The following is a 19,215-nucleotide window of genomic DNA, read 5'->3' on the forward strand; positions in this document are numbered from 1 at the left end:
CTAGTACCTAAAAATTGATTTTAGGTCTTCTGCTTTTTCTTCCGTGCCGCTGGAAACAACACGTTATTTAAAATCAACCGATAGCCGGGCGATGTGGGGTGCAGCTCCAACTCCGTTTTCGGGTCCCCTACCCTATGCTGATAATCTTCTGGGTCATGGCCGCCGTAGAATGTAAAAAAGCCCTTTCCCTTAATGCCATGGATATAGCGGGCCTCCCCATTAAGTTTATTTTCACCCAACACCAGCACGGTCGGTTTTACCTGTTCTCTTGAAAAAGCTGTTGTTTGCCCCATAAAACCTTTGACCAAAGCGGTATGGTTCTGACATAACATGGTAGGGACCGGGTCCCATTTGGCAGAGAAATCCATCAAAGAAAAATAATCGGATTCTTTAGGAACATTTTTCCTTCTATCTGTCATATCAATAGATGAAAACTCATACCGTAGCGGATTTCTTTCCAAAATAAAATCTTGAAACGCAAAGGTTCGGCTATAATCTAGTTGGCCCTGATAATCCGCATCCGAAGGGTCACCATCGAACATGGGTTCACAAATATCGATGCCCTCAGCCGACAATGCAATGTCGAAACTATCTGTAGCAGAACACATCGCAAACATAAATCCGCCCCCGATAACATACTTTCTAATTTTCTCGGCTACAGCCCCTTTTTCATCGGAAACTTTATCAAACCCCAGTTTTCGGGCCAGACTTTCGGCTTCTTTCTTGCCCTCTATATACCAAGGTGCCGCCCGATAAGCACCGTAAAATTTACCGAATTGCCCGGTGAAATCTTCATGGTGCAGGTGCAGCCAATCGTACAATACCAATTTATCGCCCAACACCTCTTCATCATACACCGTAACATAAGGAATTTCGGCATAGGTCAAGACCATGGTCACGGCATCATCCCAAGGTTGTTTTCCTTTAGGGGAATACACGGCAACCTTTGGGGCCTTCTCTAATATTACAGCTTCTTGATTTTGGGAAGGACTACTAATACCATCCAAAATCCCCTGTGCCTGAGCATCTGATAAAATTTCGAACGAAACCCCTCGTATTTGACATTCTTTGCGAATGGTCTCCCCATCGGGCAATAGAAACGAGCCCCCACGATAATTTAAGAGCCATTGTACTTTTTGCTGTTTAGAGAGTACCCAATAGGTAATCCCATAAGCCTTTAAATGATTTTTTTGACCATCGGCATCCATAGGAATAAGTATGGAACTCGCTAAAATTGGTGAAGAGAGTGTAAAGAAGAGAAAAGCAATCAAAATCTTTCGCATACAAACTTGATTTTGCTAATGAATGTTCTCAAAGTTACTGGAAATAACAGTGCCTTAAATTTAAAGTACCGTTAAACCTTTGACCTGTCATGATACACTAATGTATTTACTTAATTAAAAAGGTACGTCATCGTCTGCATCTGGCCCTGGGTTCATCGAACTACCAAAAGCCTCGTCAGCATTGGGCAGGTTTTTGGTCAAAAACGGATTTTCATCTTCTGCATTCATTTTCGACTGGAACTCGAAAGGAGAGTCAAAATCATCTAAATTATCGAACTTACCTAAGTTACCGACAAACTTCAAACGAATATTTTCCAAACCACCATTACGGTGTTTCGCAACAATAAATTCTGCTTGACCTTGTGTCGGCGTTCGTTCCTCATCGTCCCATTCGTCAATTTTGTAATACTCCGGCCTATAAATAAAGGAGACAATATCTGCATCTTGTTCAATGGCCCCTGATTCCCGTAAATCGGAGAGGATCGGCCTTTTGCTGCCTCCCCGTGTCTCAACGGCCCTTGACAACTGTGAAAGTGCAATCACTGGTACATTCAGTTCTTTGGCCAATGCTTTTAAGTTACGTGATATGGTCGAAATTTCTTGTTCCCTATTTCCTCCTTTTTGACTTCCCCCGGCGGTCATCAATTGCAAATAATCTATAATGATCATTCGAATGCCATGTTGTGACGCCAGTCGTCTTGCTTTCGCCCGAAGGTCGAAAATAGAAAGTGAAGGGGTATCATCAATAAACAACGGTGCCGTTTCGAGCGTCTTAACTTTAACGTTCAACTGCTCCCACTCATGTTTCTCCAATTTCCCCGTACGTAATTTTTCAGAAGATAGCCCCGTTTCCGAAGAAATCAGACGGGTTATTAATTGAACGGATGACATTTCCAAGGAAAAGAAAGCTACCGGAATACTTGAATTAACGGCAATATTTCGCGCCATTGACAATGTCAGGGCCGTTTTACCCATACCTGGTCGTGCTGCTACAATTACCAAATCACTCGGTTGCCAACCCGAAGTAAGACGGTCTAACTTATCAAAACCCGAAGGTATACCACTCAAACCTTCCTTATTGGCAATCTCTTCAATTCTTTTCTTGGCTTGTATGACCAAATTCTGCGCAGTCTCCGCCGAGCGTTTTAAGTTCCCTTGGGTAACTTCATAGAGCTTTGATTCGGCAGTATCCAATAAATCAAATACATCTGTACCTTCATCGTAAGCCTCTTCGATTATTTCATTCGAAATCTTAATAAGGCTTCTTTGAATATACTTTTGTAAGATAATTCTTGCGTGAAATTCAATATGTGCGGAAGAAGCTACTTTTTGTGTAAGTTTTATCAGATAAAAATCGCCCCCAATAGCCTCCAGCTTTCCATCTTTCTTTAATTGGGAAGAAACGGTTAATAAATCGACAGGTTCCGAAGTTTCGAACAAGGTAAAGATGGCTTCGTAAATAAATCGATGGGCATCTTTATAAAAAGCATCAGGATGTAGGATATCTATTACTTCGTCGACTCCCTTCTTATCAATCATCATAGCACCTAATACAACTTCCTCTAAATCAACAGATTGAGGTGGTATTTTACCCCGTTCTAGATTTATGATAGTTGATTTGTCTATCTTACGACCAACAAGTGGGTTCGATTTTTCCATGACTACGAAAGTATACAATTAACCTTGAGTTAACTTTACGCAAGGTATGAACGTTGTTCACACTTGTTCAACAATTACATTGTTGATAAGTTACGAAAACGTGTTAACAACTTAAAAAAATGAAGTAAATAATTCGGTGGATTTAGTTGCGCTTGACAAAACCGCTTATCATCCGTTAAAAACGCCCATTTCGGCATACTTTTCCATGCGCGAATGAACCAATTGTTTTGGTGATAACTTTTCCAGTTCTTGAAAATGGGAAATAATTTTGTTTTTTACGATTTCAAATGTCTTTTCTCGATGGCTATGCGCTCCCCCTGCAGGTTCGCGAACAATTTCATCGATCAATTTCAATTTCTTCATATCGGTAGCAGTCAGCTTTAAAGCTTCAGCAGCCTGTTCTTTATACTCCCAACTTCGCCAAAGTATCGAAGAGCAAGATTCTGGTGAAATAACGGAATACCATGTATTTTCCAACATCAATACACGATCACCTACACCTATGCCCAAAGCTCCACCAGAAGCACCTTCTCCGATTATAACAACGATTATCGGCACTTTTAAACGGGTCATCTCCAATATATTACGTGCGATAGCCTCTCCTTGTCCACGTTCTTCGGCTTCAATTCCAGGGTACGCTCCAGGAGTATCGATAAAACATACTACGGGAACATTGAATTTTTCTGCAGATTTCATTAATCGCAAGGCTTTTCTATAGCCTTCGGGATTTGCCATTCCAAAATTTCTATACTGCCGTGTTTTGGTATTATAGCCTTTTTGTTGACCAACGAACATATAGCTTTGGTCACCTATTTTGCCCAAGCCGCCTATCATCGCCTTATCATCTTTTACATTTCTATCGCCATGCAACTCCAAGAACGTATCGCCACAAATGGCATTGATATAATCTAAAGTATAGGGTCGGTTAGGATGCCGTGACAACTGAACCCGTTGCCAAGCGGTCAAGTTCTTATAAATTTCTTTGCGTGTCTCGACAAGCTTTTTTTCAATCTGCTTACAAGTCTCAGACACGTCTACATCGCTTTCTTCACCGATTACCATACATTTATCAAGCTGATCTTCAAGCTCTTTAATAGGTAATTCGAAATCAAGATATTCCATGAATTTGGTAAGTTTCTTTTGTTTGTAAAGGCAAATATAAAATTTTAAAAGACTATGGTCGATCCATATGTCTATTTAAATTCATTAATTATATAAAAATTATTGGGTATCGCATGTAACATCTGGGCAAATCGTCCCACTATCTAAATCAATAGCCTTATTATTTTACAGCCATGGTTATCGCTTCGCCTGCTGCAACAGATAAAGTGCCAACACGCCAAAAATGATATTAGGTATAATTACCGCCAATAAAGGCGAAAATCCCGACTGTTCGGCCAAGGTTCCGAAAACTTTATCAAAAAAGATATAAATAAAAGCCACCCCGATGCCGAATGCCAGATTTATACCCATACCCCCACGCCGTTTTACCGAAGAAACCGCTACGGCAATAATCGTAAGAATAAATGCGGTGATCGGCAACGCCCAACGCTTATATTTCACCAGAACGTAACTGTTAATATTAGAGGCGCCTTTACGCCTTTGTTCCCTTATAAATTTATTCAACTCGAACAAATTTTTGGTCTCAGCAATATATGAAACTGGCGTAAGGTCATCTATTTTGAACGAAAAGAGTGTATCAAGTCTTCTTTTGGTTTCTACGATAGCGGTGTCGCCAATCAAACGACGCTTGTTATAGGAAGTTAACCGATACAAGCTATCTTTTTCAATCCACCGAATGTTGGTTGCCGAAATCTTGAAGTCCAAATTATTATCCTTATTAAAACGTTCGAAGGTAAAATTATAACCGATTTGTCTGGCCGGATCGAAACTGCTCACATAGATATAATCGGTTTCATTCAATTGATTGAAAATATTACTGGTGATGCGGTCTTTCTTTCCTTTTTTAAGGTATTTATACTTAAATTCATTATACCCTTGGCTAGCATTGGGGACAATAAACATAGCCATTACCAACATCAGTACGGCTATAATGGTTGCACCGAACAAATACGGTCTTAAAAACCGGCCAAAGGAAACACCCGAACTTAAAATAGCGACAATCTCAGTGTTCCCGGCCAACTTGGAGGTAAAGAATATTATTGACAGAAAAAGAAAAATAGGAAACAACAGACTACCTATATAGATGGTGAAATTGAGATAGTAGATAATTATTTCGTTCACCGGGGCCTCATTATCGATCATTTTACCGATCTGCTCGGCCAGATTGGCCATAATACCAATAGGAATGAAAAGCAACAACATGACCCCAAAAGTGACCAGGTACCGCTTCAGTATGTATTTATCTATAATGGTCACCTTATAGTCTTTTGTCCATCTGTTTTACCATCATGGTTTTCCATGATGCGAAATCTCCCGCTAAAATATGCTTTCTAGCCTCACGCACCAACCACAGGTAAAACCCAAGATTATGAATTGTCGCTATTTGTTTCCCCAAATATTCGTTCGCAGCGAACAAATGTCTTAAATATGCCTTGGTATACTCGGTATCAACAAAAGTAATTCCCATTTCGTCAACAGGCGAAAAATCATCTTCCCACTTTTTATTCTTTATATTAATGGTACCATGTGCTGTGAACAACATACCATTTCGTGCATTTCGCGTGGGCATAACGCAATCGAACATATCTACGCCCAAAGCAATATTCTCAAGAATATTTATGGGTGTTCCCACCCCCATTAAATAACGGGGCTTGTCTTCGGGTAAAATATCACAAACGATTTCGGCCATGGCATACATTTCGTCAGCTGGTTCTCCGACCGAAAGTCCGCCAATGGCATTTCCTTCGGCTCCTGCATTGGCTATATATTCGGCAGATTGCCTTCGAAGATCTTTATAAGTAGATCCTTGAACAATCGGAAAAAATGATTGTGTATAATCGTAGGTATAAGGCACCCTGTCTAAATGTGCAATGCAACGATCCAACCACCTGTGTGTCATATGCATTGACCTCTTGGCATAGTTATAATCACAAGGATAAGGTGTACATTCATCGAAGGCCATAATGATGTCGGCCCCGATATCGCGTTGTATTTCCATGACATTCTCTGGGGTAAACATATGCATCGACCCATCGATATGCGATTTAAACTTAACGCCCTCTTCCTTTATTTTTCGATTAGCTGACAATGAATAAACCTGATAACCACCGCTATCGGTCAAAATATTACTGTCCCAGCCCATAAACTTATGTAATCCACCGGCCTGTTTTAATATATCGGTTTTGGGGCGAAGAAAAAGGTGGTATGTATTACCCAAAATGATATCGGGCTTAATATCTTCCTTCAACTCCCGTTGGTGCACGCTCTTCACCGATGCTACCGTGCCTACAGGCATAAAAATAGGTGTTTCGATAACGCCGTGGTCGGTAATCATTGTTCCGGCCCTTGCCTTACTTTGAGAATCGGTTTGATTAAGGGTAAATTTCAATATATTGATTTTAAAGTCGCAAATATAACCAACTAGAGAGCATAACATCCTTAAGAAAAAAATAAAGTTCCACAGAAATTCCCCATGGTTGATAAAATATTATAACATCTACTTGTATACACAAAAGATTGCCTTTACTTTTGAGGTCATTTAATGAAAACCGAAAAATGCCGAAAATAGAAGAATTGCAAGATCTTACACAGCAGGTTCGAAGAGACATTCTGCGCATGGTACATAATGTAAATTCAGGTCATCCCGGGGGTTCCTTAGGATGTACCGAATTTCTTGTCGCCTTGTACAATGAAGTTATGGAACTAAAGGAAGGGTTTGATATGGATGGTACGAACGAAGACCTCTTCTTTCTATCCAACGGACATATTTCTCCCGTTTTTTATAGTGTTCTGGCACGAAGAGGGTATTTCCCTATTAAAGAGCTTAGTACTTTTCGATTGATCAATTCACGTTTACAAGGCCACCCTACGACCCATGAAGGTCTTCCCGGAGTACGGGTTGCTTCAGGCTCACTGGGACAAGGTATGTCGGTCGCCATTGGTGCCGCGTTGGCTAAAAAATTGAACAATGACCAACATTTGATCTATAGTCTGCATGGTGATGGCGAGTTACAGGAGGGTCAAAATTGGGAAGCTATTATGTATGCCGCTGGTAATAATGTTGACAACTTAATTTCAACTATCGACTTAAACGGGCAGCAAATCGATGGTGCAACCAAAGATGTTTTACCTATGGGCGACATTGGTGAAAAATTCAGGGTTTTCGGCTGGGATGTTTTGGAAATAAAGGAAGGAAACAATTTAGAAGCTGTAATTAACGGTTTAAAGGAAGCCAAAAGCCGAACTGGTAAAGGCAAACCTGTCTGTATTATTATGGACACCGTAATGGGACATGGCGTAGATTTTATGATGTACACCCATGCTTGGCACGGTAAAGCACCCAATGACGAACAACTTAAAACCGCTTTGGCACAAAATGCCGAAACTTTGGGTGACTATTAAACGAAGCTGTACCATCATTAACCCGAGATCCTCGCAATTGAGAGGGTGATCAAAACAAAATTGAATGAAAAAATATATAGACCAAGGAAAAAACGATACACGTAGCGGCTACGGTGCGGCAATGACCGAATTGGGCAGAACCAACCCAAATGTTGTAGCCCTTTGTGCCGATTTGGTAGGCTCTTTAAAAATACAGGAATTCATTGATGAAAACCCGGAACGTTTCTTTCAAATAGGAATTGCCGAGGCTAATATGATGGGCATTGCGGCCGGCTTGACAATTGGTGGAAAAATTCCATTTACGGGAACTTTTGCCAATTTCTCTACCGGCAGGGTGTACGACCAAATACGACAATCAATCGCCTATTCGGGTAAAAATGTCAAGATATGCGCTTCGCACGCAGGGGTTACCTTAGGTGAAGATGGTGCTACACATCAGATTTTAGAAGATATCGGGCTCATGAAAATGCTGCCTGGTATGACCGTGATAAATCCGTGTGACTACAATCAGACAAAAGCTGCTACCTTGGCGATCGCAGATCATGAAGGTCCTGTTTATCTTCGGTTCGGTCGACCTAAAGTGGCAAATTTCACCCCTGTCGATCAAAAATTTGAAATCGGAAAGGCATTGATGCTCAACGAAGGTACCGATGTGACTATCATCGCCACGGGGCATTTGGTATGGGAAGCATTGATAGCTGCCGAGAACTTGGAAGCCGACGGTATTTCTGCCGAAGTCATAAACATTCATACCATTAAACCGTTGGACGAAGAAGCCGTGTTAAAGTCTGTTAAAAAAACAGGTTGTGTCGTGACCGCCGAAGAACACAATTATTTGGGTGGATTAGGTGAAAGCATCGCCCGAACCCTTGCTAACCAGCATCCTACGCCGCAAGAATTCGTGGCTACCCAAGATACTTTTGGTGAAAGTGGCACTCCCGAACAGCTTATGGAGAAGTATGGTCTGAACAATAAAGCCATATCAAAAGCCGTTTTGAGGGTATTGAAAAGAAAATGATAATGGTATCGTTTTTGATACCATTACGTATTAAAACGAGAACATTATGAAAAAAGTACAAAAAACACTTCTTGTGGCCGTATTCGCTTTGCTTGGTACGGCCACATTTGCGCAAACTGGTTCCGGTTTTGGTATTAAGGGTGGTTTAAATTATGGTGGAAATGGGGATTATTTTCATTCCATAGCTGATGCCTACGAAAACCCCGATAAAAATTTAGGATACCATTTCGGCATCTTCGGTAAGTTAGGTAATCGTTTATACCTACGACCTGAATTGATCTATACCCGCATCAAATCAGATTATGACAATGATGAGTTTAAGATGAGTAAGTTGGATGCCCCTATTCTTGTCGGAGCCAAGATAATCGGGCCTCTGAACGTATTCGCCGGGCCCTCCTTTCAGTATATTTTAGACACTGATTTCGAGGGTATAACCATCGGGGATGTTGAAAACGATTTTACTGTTGGCTTAAATATAGGTGCTGGCGTTTCACTAGGCAAGCTAGGCATAGACTTAAGGTATGAAAGGGGTTTTACTGAAAACGAAGTTTCCATTATAAACAGCAATAGCATACCAACAGGCGACCGGATCGACACCAGACCCGATCAGCTAATTTTAAGCCTTTCTTTGAAAATATAAGAAGCCCAAAATTACGTACAATCACACAAAAAATCCGCTTGGGAATTCCCCCCAAGCGGATTTTTATTTTCTGTTCCGTATTTAGCCTCTTGACCTATTCTGTATCCAAATAATCGGGAATACCATCTTCGTCGGTATCGATAAGCGTAACATTGCCATCGGCATCGATTTCCAATTCATCTTTTGTAGGAATGCCATCATTATCATGATCTGCCTCTATGGCAACCAACATTTGAATATTAAAAATAAGTGGCGCATAGCTGGCACCAACATTGGTACTATTATAATATCCCAGTCCTGATGGCATAATAATCAGTCCAGAACCGAAATTAGCGACTTCAAAGGTGCCATCTTCATTTTCAATGATTTCGCCACCTGAATTGAACTTTGTCACCCCTAGCTTAAATCCTTTTACAAAACTTCCCGGATTCGCCTGAGTCAAAGTTCCTTGTAAATCAAACCATAATGGCTCCCCTAAACGGCTATCGAAAACATCCCCATCGGTTCGTGTGCCTTCATACCTAAGGTAAATGGAATCTACTACCGTAGGGCTCGGCCCAACACCATCACGCGCCGATAAATAGTACATATAGTGCGGTACATTCACTTCCCCATCTTCCAATGCTAAATCCTCGGAAGATAGTAATATCTCTTCTCTTTCCACAAAATCGGACAATGGTAGTTTTTCGGTATCGCCTTCAGGTATTTCCTCGATTTTGATTTTATAATCAAAATTCTCTGGCGGAGTCGCAAACTCATCGTAGTTGTAAAAATGGGTCTTTAGAAACTCTTGAATTTCTGCTTCGTTTTCCACCGACACCTCGCTCAAGGCCCGTGGAGGCTCAACTTCAACAGAATCATCATCCTTATTACAAGACAAAACGGTAATCATCAAAAAAAACACTGCAAGAATTCTGGGTACGGTCATTATTTGCTTTTAAAGGGCGCAAGATACAATTTTCCCTATTTTTGCAGAAGTCGTTAACAAAGAATTGTCACTGAATATGAGAATAGACAAATACCTATGGTGTATTCGTTATTTTAAGACACGCAACCAAGCCTCTGAAGCGTGCAAAAAGAGCCATGTAAAAGTCAATGGAAGTGTGGTAAAACCTTCGCGGGAAGTATACCCAATGGATGAGTTGATCGTTCGTAAGAACCAGATAAACCACCAAGTTACCGTGCTCGACATTCCTAAAAACAGGGTGGGCGCCAAATTGGTCGACATCTACAGAAAAGATACCACACCCACCTCTGCCTTTGAACACACTGAACTTTTACAATATTCAAAAGACTACTATCGAAAAAAAGGCGCAGGAAGGCCCACCAAAAAAGACCGTAGGGAAATAGATGATTACCTGGACTCCCCAGCTTCAAAAAATACGGACGAAAAAAAGTCGACTACGGACACATCGGAAAAAGAAGACCTTTAATTTTTTAGAAGAGGTTTCGCTATCTTTGATTCATAAATTTTAGCGGAATGCAAAACACAATTTTATCACATCAAGAAATACAGCACAAAATACGACGTATCGCCTATCAAATCTATGAGGCCAATGTTGAGGAAAAGGAAATAATTATTGCAGGTATCGATGGTGGCGGCCTGAAGTTTGCAAAAAAAATACAGACCGTTTTAAAGAAAATCACGGATGCCACAATTACGCTTTGCAAAGTGAGCATGGACAAAAGCAACCCGCTGGAAAGTGGCGTGACTACCTCGATACCAGAATCTGCATATATCAATAAATCAGTGGTTTTGGTCGATGATGTTTTAAACTCTGGTACTACCCTGATCTATGGTGCCCATCATTTTCTTAAAAATCCGCTTAAGCAATTGAAAACTGCCGTCTTGGTCAACAGAAATCATAAAAAATATCCGGTCAAAGCAGATTATAAGGGAATTTCACTCTCCACATCGCTTCAAGAACACGTACATGTCAATTTTCAGACAAAAAATGATATGGTCTATTTGGATTAGCTAAAGTTTACGCCACATTTATAAATAAACTCCTCTTTCTAAAGCAAAAAAACTCAGGCTTAATTTAAACGGATTTAACGGCCTTAATACACTTTTCGGAAATGTCCCCTGCTAAAATTCTATTTGCGGCTACAGGAACTTCTAGGAACTCGCTATGAGCGCCTCAACTTCTTTAACAATATCTTCAGGTGCCTTGTTATCGCACATTATGGTATGGGCGGCTTTCGTATAAAAAAAGCTTCGTTCGAATAAATGTTTCCCCACAAACTCAGGTAAATCGGCATCGGGTATATTTTTTATCAACGGGCGAAAATCTTTTTCTTTGGAGAGTCGTTGCGCTAATTCTTTGATCGACACACGAAGATAGAAGGCATTGGGAGTGTTTTTAAGAATAGTTTCCATGTTTTTGCCATAACAAGGAGTTCCGCCACCCGTTGAAAGCACTAAGTTTCGCTCTGTCGTCAAAACCTCATTAAGATACTCATGTTCTTTTTTTCTAAAGTAGAGTTCTCCCTTTTCCTTAAAAATATCCCGGATGGCCATTTTTTCCGATGCAATGATATAATCATCTAAATCTAAAAAATCGAATTTTAGTTTATCGGCTATTTTTTTACCTATTGTTGTTTTTCCGCTTCCCATGTAGCCTATAAGCACTATTTTCATTGTTCTAATTTGATACGAAAATGGTGTATTTTCATCTCATTTCAAAGAAATTTAAAATTTCTCCCCAAATGTTCTTGGTAAATTAATTAATGATCTTATATTTGCACCCGCTAACAGCAATAGGAAATTTATTTTGACCTGGTAGCTCAGTTGGTAGAGCATCTCCCTTTTAAGGAGAGGGTCCTGGGTTCGAGCCCCAGCCAGGTCACTTTTAAAGCTTAAAACTTAGAATTCCAACTTATGAAAATAGGTTGGAATTTTTGTTTTTGGTCCTGTTTCATAGGATTTTCAAGGATCAAGAGGATCAAGAACAATTGTTGTGTTTATGCAAAGATCAGCTTCACGAGATTTTAAATCACAAACGATTGGGATAATCAGACATATCCAATTTGTCCAAATCGGAGATTTTGATTTTCAAGACCTCTATTTTCTGCTTGGTCGATCCGGCAAAGGCAATCAGAATATAACCTTCGTGTTCGATGACGTTCGGGTAATCGATTTGTCGCCCGCCCATCAAATACCCCATTTTGGTGAATACCATCCCGTCATCGCTGATCGACAATGCAATGGGGTCCCTTTTCTTAGGGTGTGGATTAGACACCAGTACATATCTTCCATTGCTTAATCTCAAACCATGGAACTTCGATCGGGCATCAGGAAAATTGGTCTGTACAGGTTTCGACCAACTACGGCCGTTATCCGTGGAAAAGGCCCGATACAAATAGCCACTTTGCCGGTTATCGCGAAATAGTGCCATAAGACTTTCTCCATCGGGCAGCACCCACCAATAGGGCTCCTCCGCCGCCAATTCACTGTTCGTTCCCAAGACGGGAAAAACCGTCCAACTGTCTTTTCCGTCGATTCCCCCGACCATAAAGTCTACCCCTTTTTCTTTGTAGTCGTACCCCCTTCGCGACATCATCAGTTCTCCCGACGGAATTTTCTTTGGCGGAAAATTATTAATCGCATTATCCATGATCAAACCATCATCCTTCCAAGTTTCGCCAACCTCGTCCCATTTGAATGCCCTTAACTCCAAGCTCGGTCCAAAAAAACCGGCAGCCTCGTCTAAAGACGCCAAGGCTAAAAGGTCTCCCTTATAATGCCAGAACCCTCGCGAGATCCAGCGCAACCCTTTAGGATTCCTAGTATTGTAAAATTCTGAGGAAGGGCCTGAATTCGGCGGATACGGGGTCATCATTTTAGGTTCGGTCCATTCGAGTCCATCCAGGCTTGTAGCGTATTTCACCACTTGCCCGACCCGGTCCTCAACACCGGGACCATCGCTCCACATGAGCCAAAATTTATTCGCATGGAAAGTCAGGTAGTTATGCTGATTGACACCGCCTTTCAAGGTGTGACCTGAAAAGGTGTATTCCAAACTATCGTTATCGCCTTGAACATTACTGACAACCGCATGTTCATACGGGATTTTTGGTAATAGATCAAACTTTATGTCATGTGGATTTTCGAACCAATCGCCTTGAAGCATTAATGGAGATTCAGTATTGTATGCTGCATTAGGATAATTCCCTTTTTGCACCTCTTGACACCCTATAATCGAAAATAGTAGTGTAAAAAACATCGTACCAAAAACAGGTAACCTGCTTAATGCCGTATTCATTTGCTCCTTGTTTTTCATTTTCCCGAATTTACACCTTTTGTATTTATAGCGTGTGAACCTTATTCATTTGATTTGGTAAAAATCGAAAATAGGATTCTTCGGTATAGAAAGGGAATCTTAACTATTTTATCCATAATTATAAGTTTTGACGCCCTATCCATATTCAGGTCCCCCTATTAAATACTGAGCCTCTAATAAACCTGAATACAGATTCTCCTCTTGATACATGCGAATGAAATGTCTTTTTTTGCTAAAACCGAGATTTTCCAAGAAACCAACCAACTCCATTTTATCGGCAACAACATCTAGAAGAATTGCCTGAGCTTCTAATTGCTTTATCACCTTTAGAATCAGAAGCTCAACTATCTTGACGGAAGATGCCATAAGTGGCCCGATGTGATAATAGTTGGAACCTGTTCTGCCTAAAACAAAACCTTCAATTTTATCGTTCTCTTCAAAGAGAAAGCAATTTTTTCGATTATTGGCAAGAAGAAATTCTAAAAGTTCATTACGCTTGGCACCGAATGCAATTGCATCATAGGCGCATATATTGACCATATCGTCATCAGAAACTGGTCTAATACCACAGTCTTCAATGAAATTAAGCGTCTTCGAAGAAACTCCGGGCGAGGTCATACGGTGGATCCTATATTCTTCTTGAAAGCCAAATTTTGCATATACTTTTTTACCGGCCGGGGTCGCATCTAGCCCAATCGATTGCCCCAGACCGATAGCTTTGAGCACTGTTGATATTAGGGTTTTACCAATACCCCTGCCCCTATAGCTTTTATCGACTAACACCATACCTATCCAAGAAATACAGTCATGTTTCATCGCTGTAACCGTTCCGATAAGTCTTTCGTTATCGAAGACACCGAAAGAGGCATTCTTAGGATTTTCTATTAAAAATGTCCAATCGGCTTCCGTTTGGTTCCAGCTTTCATCGTTTGACAATAGGATAGCTTTTCTAACATCATATCGACTCAAGCGCCTTAAACTATATTCAGAAGCGCTCATTTTTCTCATAAAGTCGCAATTCCATATGAATCATTTCTACTTTAAAAAAGAGAAGCTTTTTTATTCTTTCCCCAAATGGTCTAAAGCCAACCAGGCCATCAATCCTCCACCCAGCTCCAATGCTCTTTCGTCTATATTAAAGGTAGCGGTATGCAACCCTGAAGTAATGTTCTTCGCTTCGTTGCCAACACCCAAAAGATAAAAACAAGCGGGCTGTTTTTCAGCATAATAAGCAAAATCTTCGGCTGCCATCCACTGATCTAAAGCTACCACATTGTCCTGCCCCATATAAGAAACTGCGCTTGACTTCATTTCCTCGGTCAAGACCGTATCATTGTCAAGGTGGGGATAGCCATGGTTGACACGTAAATCGCATTTGCCGCCCATACCTTCCGCTATTGAAGTCAGCATGTGTTCCAGTTTTTCAAGTGCCTGTTTACGCCATGTCCTATCCATCGTTCTAAACGTTCCCTCAATGGTAACTTCATCAGGAATTATATTGATCGCACCATTGGCACAAACTTTACCAAATGACAATACGGACGGTACTTTCGGGGAGGCCATTCGACTGACCAATTGTTGAGCGGCCACGATAAGGTGCGACGCTATTAAAACGGGGTCGACAAAATGTTCGGGCATTGCCGCATGTCCACCTTTTCCGGTTACGGTTACAAACAGTTCATCCATACTGGCCATAAACTTTCCGGGGCGAAATCCCACCTTCCCTACCGGAAGATTGGGTTGTACATGTTGACCTAGGTGCGGTAATATGCCCAATTCTTGATATTCAGGTTCCTTCATAACCAAACTTGCTCCACCAGGCATCACCTCCTCGCCCGGTTGAAAAAGTAACTTTACCGTTCCCTGAAACCCATGTCGCAATTCATATAAAATTTTGGCGCAGAGTAAAAGTGATGCACAATGTGCATCGTGACCACAGGCATGCATGACACCCTTGTTTTGTGAAGCGTAAGGTATAGCGTTGGTCTCGTGTATCGGCAATGCATCCATATCGGCTCGCAACAGCAGAGTCCTTCCTTTTCCATTGCCCTGTAGGGTAGCCAAAAGACCTGTTTCAGCCACTGAAACAATATCGGTAACGCCGATATCTTCCAGTTGTGCTTTGATATATTCCGAGGTTTTATACTCCTGAAATGAAAGTTCGGGGTTTTGATGTAAGTACCTACGAACTATTACAAAATCGGGAGCATATTTTTGGGCCAAGTTTTTAATACCGCTTTGCAAATCCATGTATTAGCTTTTTTACCAAACGTTATGAAAAGTAGCTGCTTTAAACGCCCGGAATATTACTTAATTTAATCTTTCAACAAATATTAGGAACTCCACTTAAATATTTCTTTTCCAACTTTCAATATTCTCCATAACAAAAGCGTCGTCGTTCAACTCGGGGTATTCTCGATATACCCTGTCTATTTCCTCTTTTTGCCCGGGGGACAGCTTCTCCCCGACATCCAGGCACCATATCCCTTTCAACAGTCCTTGCCTTCGCAACACTTCGTGGATTCCGGCAATACAGCCTGCGAAATTGTTCTTCGCATCAAAGAAAGCGGCATTGGCGTCGGTCACCTTGATATTCTCGGTAAGCATTGCCCTGCCCATTTGATTTTCCCCATTTTTAATTTCTTTTACGGTTTTCAGCAATTCGACCGCCTTTTGCGTCCAGACCGCCCAGTGGCCTAACAGGCCCCCGACGATTTCCTTTTCCACGATTCCTTTATCGGTATGAATTTGGTAAGTCGTCAACAAATCGTTGACGATATTATCATCATTGCCCGTATAAATGGCAATATCACTGCACCGTGAAGAATTGCAGACCGCCCGGACTACCTCGAGGGATTGATACCGATTGAACGGGGCTATTTTAATAGCCTGAACGCTCGGTATTTCTGCAAAATCTTTCCAAAAATTTTCGCTGAGCACTTTTCCGCCGACCGATGGCTGTAGGTAAAACCCAAAGAGTGGCATGTGTTCCCCGATCTCGCGGGCCCGGTCGAGCAGGTCGCTTTCCGACCAATCGCCCAGCCCGTTGATGCTTACCAATACCAGGTCGTACCATAAGCTTTTGGCAATCAACGCTTCTTTTACCGCCTGTTCGGTCGGGCCACTGACCCCTGCAACTTTTATAAATGGCCGCCCCGGCCCTATTTTGGAAACCTCGTCGGCGGCCACGGAGAGTACTTTTTCGTACAAGTTCACTTCAGGGTCCCGTATTTCAAATTGTGTGGTATGTACGCCTACGGCGATGCCCCCGGCCCCGGAGGCGACGTAATACCGGGTCAATAAGCGTTGATGGAATTCATCAAAGTTCCTTTCCGAATCCAGGGCCAACGGATGTGCCGGTATTACAGTACCATTAAAAAGCAGTTCCTTTATTTCGGGTTTCAATTCTTGTTGCATACGTTTAAAAATTACCTTTACGTTGTTGAAAATGAGTGGGTTTACCTAAATCTTCCCCACCGTTCATCACCCAATGGGCGGTCCATGTTATAATTTCGTCAAGTTTTACCGTGGGTTTTCCAAAGAGTTCAAAGGAATAAGAGGCGTCGTTGAGCAGTGCTGTAGGTGCCGATGTTCCGATGAATTCAACAGGTTTGTCCATCAATTCCCCGAATTTGCCGGCCAACCATTCGATGGGAATAACCTCTGGCCCCGTACAATTCAACTTTTGGGGAGGCGTCTTACAATGCCGTAAGGATCTCAGGGCATAACTATTGGCATCACCCTGCCAAATGACATTCACATAACCCGTGGTGATATCGATCGGTCTCTTATGGAATACCGATTTCGCTACCTCGCACAACACCCCATATCGTAGATCGACGGCATAATTCAATCGAAAGATCAACATCGGGGTGTTGTTCTTGATAGCAAAGTGTTCAAAGACCCGTTCCCTACCCAGACAAGATTGTGCATATTCCCCGATAGGGCTTGGTGGCACACCTTCATCTGCTCCTGTACTTTCTACAGGCATAAACGGATAGATATTACCGCTTGAAAAGACCACGATTTTTGAATCTTTGTATTTTTCGGCGACCCTTCCCGGCAGGTAAGCGTTCATGGCCCAAGTAAAATGCTCGTTCCCAGAGGTGCCGAATTTATTGCCGGCCATATAGATGACGTTCTTGCAGTCGGGCAAGTTCTGTAAAAAATTTTCATCCAACAAGTCTCCCGCTATGGTCTGCACTCCATAGGCCTCTAGTTCGTCTCTCATCGCTTTGTTCGAAAATCGCGAAGCACCCAATACTTTTTTATCAAGACCTCCTTCCCGAATAGCGTTGATGGCCAATTTAGCAAGACTCGGTCCCATTTTGCCGCCTAGGCCCAAAATCATAATATCACCGTCTACATTCCTCAAATCATCAATAAGTTCCGGCGTGGCCTCCGCCAATTTCGCCTCAAGATCATCTACATTTTGAATTTTCATCTATTTAAAAATTTAATTATTTCTGCTGCTGGCAAGCAAAAACTAATTTGCTTGTGTTCATTCATTTTTTTTTATTTAAAAAATAAATAATCAATACTATAAGCAGACATTAGCAATAACACAAGAATACCCACTACGCCCATCACATTTGAATATTTTGTATTCTTTAATTCAACGGCCATTTTTTTGGAGTTTGCAAAAATCAGGATGATAACAGCGGCCAAGGGCACAATCATAATTGTTATTCCTTGAGCAAAAATGATAAGCTCCAAAGGAAGCGCTCCGAATATGTAGGCCACCACGGCCCCGATCAGCACAACTAAAATTATCATCGATCGGACCCTAAAACTGCTCAGGTTGCTTTCGGAGAAAAAGGTATCGGCCAATATTACCCCCCCGATAGTGGCATTGCCTACCATCGACGAAAAAGAGGCAGCAAAAAAACCGATCATAAAAACACTTGAAGTGAGCGGCCCGAACAATGGCTCCAACGCCATTCCCAGATCAGAGGCACTGCGCACCTCGATATTGTTCTGGTGTAGCACCGCCGACGCACAGAGCATGACCAAGGTCGAAAGAAGACCTAAGACAATGATACCGTTGCGACTTTCGTTCATGCAGTCTTTAACTTCGTTCGGTTTCCAACCTTTTTCCCTCACCAAGTAAGATTGATAAAAAGCGCCCACAATGGAAAAGCTCGATGCGGTCAAGGTAATGATTAGGTATTCTGAGCCCTTGGGAATCGAAGGAACAAACCCTTTGAGGATTTCTGAGATATCGGGTGATGCCATAATGATGGTGAGCAAAAAAGAAAGTAGCATGAGTACCACCAGCCCGATCATCAATTTTTCCAGAATTTTATAAAAGGATTTAAAGAATAGCAAGAAAATAGCGGCCGAAGTAAACAATATGATCCAGAGTACCAAGGAGGTAGAAAATAGTTCGGAAAATGCGACCGCGGCCCCTACCGTATTACCGGCCTGAAAAGAGGCCGTAGTCAAAAAAATACCGATGCCCACCAAAAAAGCAAGGGGCCTGCCCAATTCGTTCTTAATCCGTTCGATAAAAGAAACGGAACTATCAAGTCCGATTCTGGCTGACATTTTCGTAAATGCCGTCATCAATATCACCGTAAGTACCAACACCCAAAGCAACGAGTACCCGAAGCTGGCGCCCAACTTGGTGTTTATTGTAAGACTTCCGGGACCAAAGACCAGTGCCGCCGTAATAATACCCGGACCGATTTTTTTTAAATACCTTTTTATTTTTGAGCCTTCCTTTATTGAGGGAGTTGGCATATATAATCTGATTTAAGTATTATTATTTTTCCATTTATTTGGATTCCTCTCATTTGGTTATATCCC

General features: G+C 41.7%; 18 protein-coding genes and 1 tRNA gene. 6 read left to right on the forward strand and 13 right to left on the reverse strand.

Going from position 1 to position 19,215, the window contains the following annotated elements; translation table 11 throughout:
• Window positions 1-20: 20 nt before the first annotated feature.
• From AACZ88_RS19215 to tgt, 5 genes are all read right to left on the reverse strand, one after another.
• A complete protein-coding gene (locus AACZ88_RS19215) occupies window positions 21-1,283 on the reverse strand; it encodes an asparagine synthetase B (RefSeq protein WP_339713915.1) in 1,263 nt (420 codons plus the stop codon).
• A 114-nt stretch (window positions 1,284-1,397) separates the two neighbouring features.
• Entirely contained in the window at window positions 1,398-2,942 is a 1,545-nt protein-coding gene (gene dnaB, locus AACZ88_RS19220) for a replicative DNA helicase (protein WP_339713918.1), read from the reverse strand.
• A gap of 168 nt (window positions 2,943-3,110) precedes the next feature.
• Entirely contained in the window at window positions 3,111-4,064 is a 954-nt protein-coding gene (locus tag AACZ88_RS19225) for an acetyl-CoA carboxylase carboxyltransferase subunit alpha (RefSeq protein ID WP_339713920.1), read from the reverse strand.
• Between the two features lie 177 nt (window positions 4,065-4,241).
• The gene (locus tag AACZ88_RS19230) at window positions 4,242-5,321 is read right to left on the reverse strand and encodes an LptF/LptG family permease (protein WP_339713922.1); all 1,080 of its coding nucleotides are present in this window, start codon (window positions 5,319-5,321) and stop codon (window positions 4,242-4,244) included.
• Window position 5,322: 1 nt separating this feature from the next.
• Window positions 5,323-6,453: a tRNA guanosine(34) transglycosylase Tgt gene (tgt, locus tag AACZ88_RS19235; protein ID WP_339713925.1), complete on the reverse strand. Its 1,131-nt coding sequence runs from the start codon at window positions 6,451-6,453 to the stop codon at window positions 5,323-5,325.
• Between the two features lie 167 nt (window positions 6,454-6,620).
• On the opposite strand from tgt, the gene AACZ88_RS19240 reads away from it, so the two are divergent.
• The 3 genes from AACZ88_RS19240 (at window position 6,621) to AACZ88_RS19250 (ending at window position 9,124) form a co-directional block, all read left to right on the forward strand.
• Entirely contained in the window at window positions 6,621-7,466 is an 846-nt protein-coding gene (locus AACZ88_RS19240) for a transketolase (protein WP_339713927.1), read from the forward strand.
• A gap of 64 nt (window positions 7,467-7,530) precedes the next feature.
• Window positions 7,531-8,484, forward strand: coding sequence for a transketolase C-terminal domain-containing protein (locus tag AACZ88_RS19245; protein WP_339713929.1), 954 nt, complete (start codon window positions 7,531-7,533; stop codon window positions 8,482-8,484).
• 46 nt (window positions 8,485-8,530) lie between these two features.
• Window positions 8,531-9,124, forward strand: coding sequence for an outer membrane beta-barrel protein (locus AACZ88_RS19250; protein WP_339713932.1), 594 nt, complete (start codon window positions 8,531-8,533; stop codon window positions 9,122-9,124).
• A 94-nt stretch (window positions 9,125-9,218) separates the two neighbouring features.
• On the opposite strand, the gene AACZ88_RS19255 is transcribed toward AACZ88_RS19250, so the two are convergent.
• Window positions 9,219-10,052 carry a hypothetical protein gene (locus tag AACZ88_RS19255; protein WP_339713935.1) on the reverse strand — a complete coding sequence of 278 codons (834 nt, stop codon included), beginning with the start codon at window positions 10,050-10,052 and terminating at the stop codon, window positions 9,219-9,221.
• A 76-nt stretch (window positions 10,053-10,128) separates the two neighbouring features.
• Between AACZ88_RS19255 and AACZ88_RS19260 the strand changes: the two genes are divergently transcribed.
• Entirely contained in the window at window positions 10,129-10,557 is a 429-nt protein-coding gene (locus tag AACZ88_RS19260; RefSeq protein ID WP_339713938.1) for a S4 domain-containing protein, read from the forward strand.
• Window positions 10,558-10,604: 47 nt separating this feature from the next.
• Complete coding sequence (locus AACZ88_RS19265) at window positions 10,605-11,102, forward strand: phosphoribosyltransferase family protein (RefSeq protein ID WP_339713940.1); 498 nt, start codon at window positions 10,605-10,607, stop codon at window positions 11,100-11,102.
• 141 nt (window positions 11,103-11,243) lie between these two features.
• Here the strand turns inward: AACZ88_RS19265 and AACZ88_RS19270 are convergent, their stop codons facing one another.
• Window positions 11,244-11,765 (reverse strand): shikimate kinase, encoded by a 522-nt coding sequence (locus AACZ88_RS19270; protein ID WP_339713943.1) that lies wholly within the window; start codon window positions 11,763-11,765, stop codon window positions 11,244-11,246.
• A gap of 135 nt (window positions 11,766-11,900) precedes the next feature.
• Here AACZ88_RS19270 and AACZ88_RS19275 point away from each other — a divergent pair.
• A tRNA-Lys gene (locus AACZ88_RS19275) sits at window positions 11,901-11,973 on the forward strand.
• 147 nt (window positions 11,974-12,120) lie between these two features.
• Here the strand turns inward: AACZ88_RS19275 and AACZ88_RS19280 are convergent.
• From AACZ88_RS19280 to AACZ88_RS19305, 6 genes are all read right to left on the reverse strand, one after another.
• A complete protein-coding gene (locus AACZ88_RS19280) occupies window positions 12,121-13,407 on the reverse strand; it encodes an exo-alpha-sialidase (RefSeq protein ID WP_339713946.1) in 1,287 nt (428 codons plus the stop codon).
• A 135-nt stretch (window positions 13,408-13,542) separates the two neighbouring features.
• Entirely contained in the window at window positions 13,543-14,415 is an 873-nt protein-coding gene (locus AACZ88_RS19285; RefSeq protein WP_339713949.1) for a GNAT family N-acetyltransferase, read from the reverse strand.
• Between the two features lie 51 nt (window positions 14,416-14,466).
• Window positions 14,467-15,657 carry a M20 family metallopeptidase gene (locus AACZ88_RS19290; RefSeq protein WP_339713951.1) on the reverse strand — a complete coding sequence of 397 codons (1,191 nt, stop codon included), beginning with the start codon at window positions 15,655-15,657 and terminating at the stop codon, window positions 14,467-14,469.
• A gap of 96 nt (window positions 15,658-15,753) precedes the next feature.
• The gene (locus tag AACZ88_RS19295) at window positions 15,754-16,824 is read right to left on the reverse strand and encodes a hypothetical protein (RefSeq protein ID WP_339713954.1); all 1,071 of its coding nucleotides are present in this window, start codon (window positions 16,822-16,824) and stop codon (window positions 15,754-15,756) included.
• A gap of 4 nt (window positions 16,825-16,828) precedes the next feature.
• Window positions 16,829-17,851 (reverse strand): hypothetical protein, encoded by a 1,023-nt coding sequence (locus AACZ88_RS19300; protein WP_339713956.1) that lies wholly within the window; start codon window positions 17,849-17,851, stop codon window positions 16,829-16,831.
• 71 nt (window positions 17,852-17,922) lie between these two features.
• The gene (locus AACZ88_RS19305; protein ID WP_339713958.1) at window positions 17,923-19,149 is read right to left on the reverse strand and encodes an Nramp family divalent metal transporter; all 1,227 of its coding nucleotides are present in this window, start codon (window positions 19,147-19,149) and stop codon (window positions 17,923-17,925) included.
• Between the last annotated feature and the right edge of the window lie 66 nt (window positions 19,150-19,215).

Source organism: uncultured Kriegella sp. (genome assembly GCF_963975415.1).
Taxonomy (GTDB): Bacteria; Bacteroidota; Bacteroidia; order Flavobacteriales; family Flavobacteriaceae; genus Kriegella.

Excerpts from the sequence above, each read along its gene's own strand:
- dnaB (WP_339713918.1), bottom strand. The coding sequence starts at position 2,942 with ATGGAAAAATCGAACCCACTTGTTGGTCGTAAGATAGACAAATCAACT.
- AACZ88_RS19305 (WP_339713958.1), bottom strand. The coding sequence starts at position 19,149 with ATGCCAACTCCCTCAATAAAGGAAGGCTCAAAAATAAAAAGGTATTTA.
- AACZ88_RS19215 (WP_339713915.1), bottom strand. The coding sequence starts at position 1,283 with ATGCGAAAGATTTTGATTGCTTTTCTCTTCTTTACACTCTCTTCACCA.
- AACZ88_RS19260 (WP_339713938.1), top strand. The coding sequence starts at position 10,129 with ATGAGAATAGACAAATACCTATGGTGTATTCGTTATTTTAAGACACGC.
- AACZ88_RS19265 (WP_339713940.1), top strand. The coding sequence starts at position 10,605 with ATGCAAAACACAATTTTATCACATCAAGAAATACAGCACAAAATACGA.
- AACZ88_RS19280 (WP_339713946.1), bottom strand. The coding sequence starts at position 13,407 with ATGAAAAACAAGGAGCAAATGAATACGGCATTAAGCAGGTTACCTGTT.
- AACZ88_RS19270 (WP_339713943.1), bottom strand. The coding sequence starts at position 11,765 with ATGAAAATAGTGCTTATAGGCTACATGGGAAGCGGAAAAACAACAATA.
- AACZ88_RS19225 (WP_339713920.1), bottom strand. The coding sequence starts at position 4,064 with ATGGAATATCTTGATTTCGAATTACCTATTAAAGAGCTTGAAGATCAG.
- AACZ88_RS19300 (WP_339713956.1), bottom strand. The coding sequence starts at position 17,851 with ATGAAAATTCAAAATGTAGATGATCTTGAGGCGAAATTGGCGGAGGCC.
- AACZ88_RS19295 (WP_339713954.1), bottom strand. The coding sequence starts at position 16,824 with ATGCAACAAGAATTGAAACCCGAAATAAAGGAACTGCTTTTTAATGGT.
- AACZ88_RS19245 (WP_339713929.1), top strand. The coding sequence starts at position 7,531 with ATGAAAAAATATATAGACCAAGGAAAAAACGATACACGTAGCGGCTAC.
- AACZ88_RS19290 (WP_339713951.1), bottom strand. The coding sequence starts at position 15,657 with ATGGATTTGCAAAGCGGTATTAAAAACTTGGCCCAAAAATATGCTCCC.
- AACZ88_RS19285 (WP_339713949.1), bottom strand. The coding sequence starts at position 14,415 with ATGAGAAAAATGAGCGCTTCTGAATATAGTTTAAGGCGCTTGAGTCGA.
- AACZ88_RS19250 (WP_339713932.1), top strand. The coding sequence starts at position 8,531 with ATGAAAAAAGTACAAAAAACACTTCTTGTGGCCGTATTCGCTTTGCTT.
- AACZ88_RS19240 (WP_339713927.1), top strand. The coding sequence starts at position 6,621 with ATGCCGAAAATAGAAGAATTGCAAGATCTTACACAGCAGGTTCGAAGA.
- AACZ88_RS19255 (WP_339713935.1), bottom strand. The coding sequence starts at position 10,052 with ATGACCGTACCCAGAATTCTTGCAGTGTTTTTTTTGATGATTACCGTT.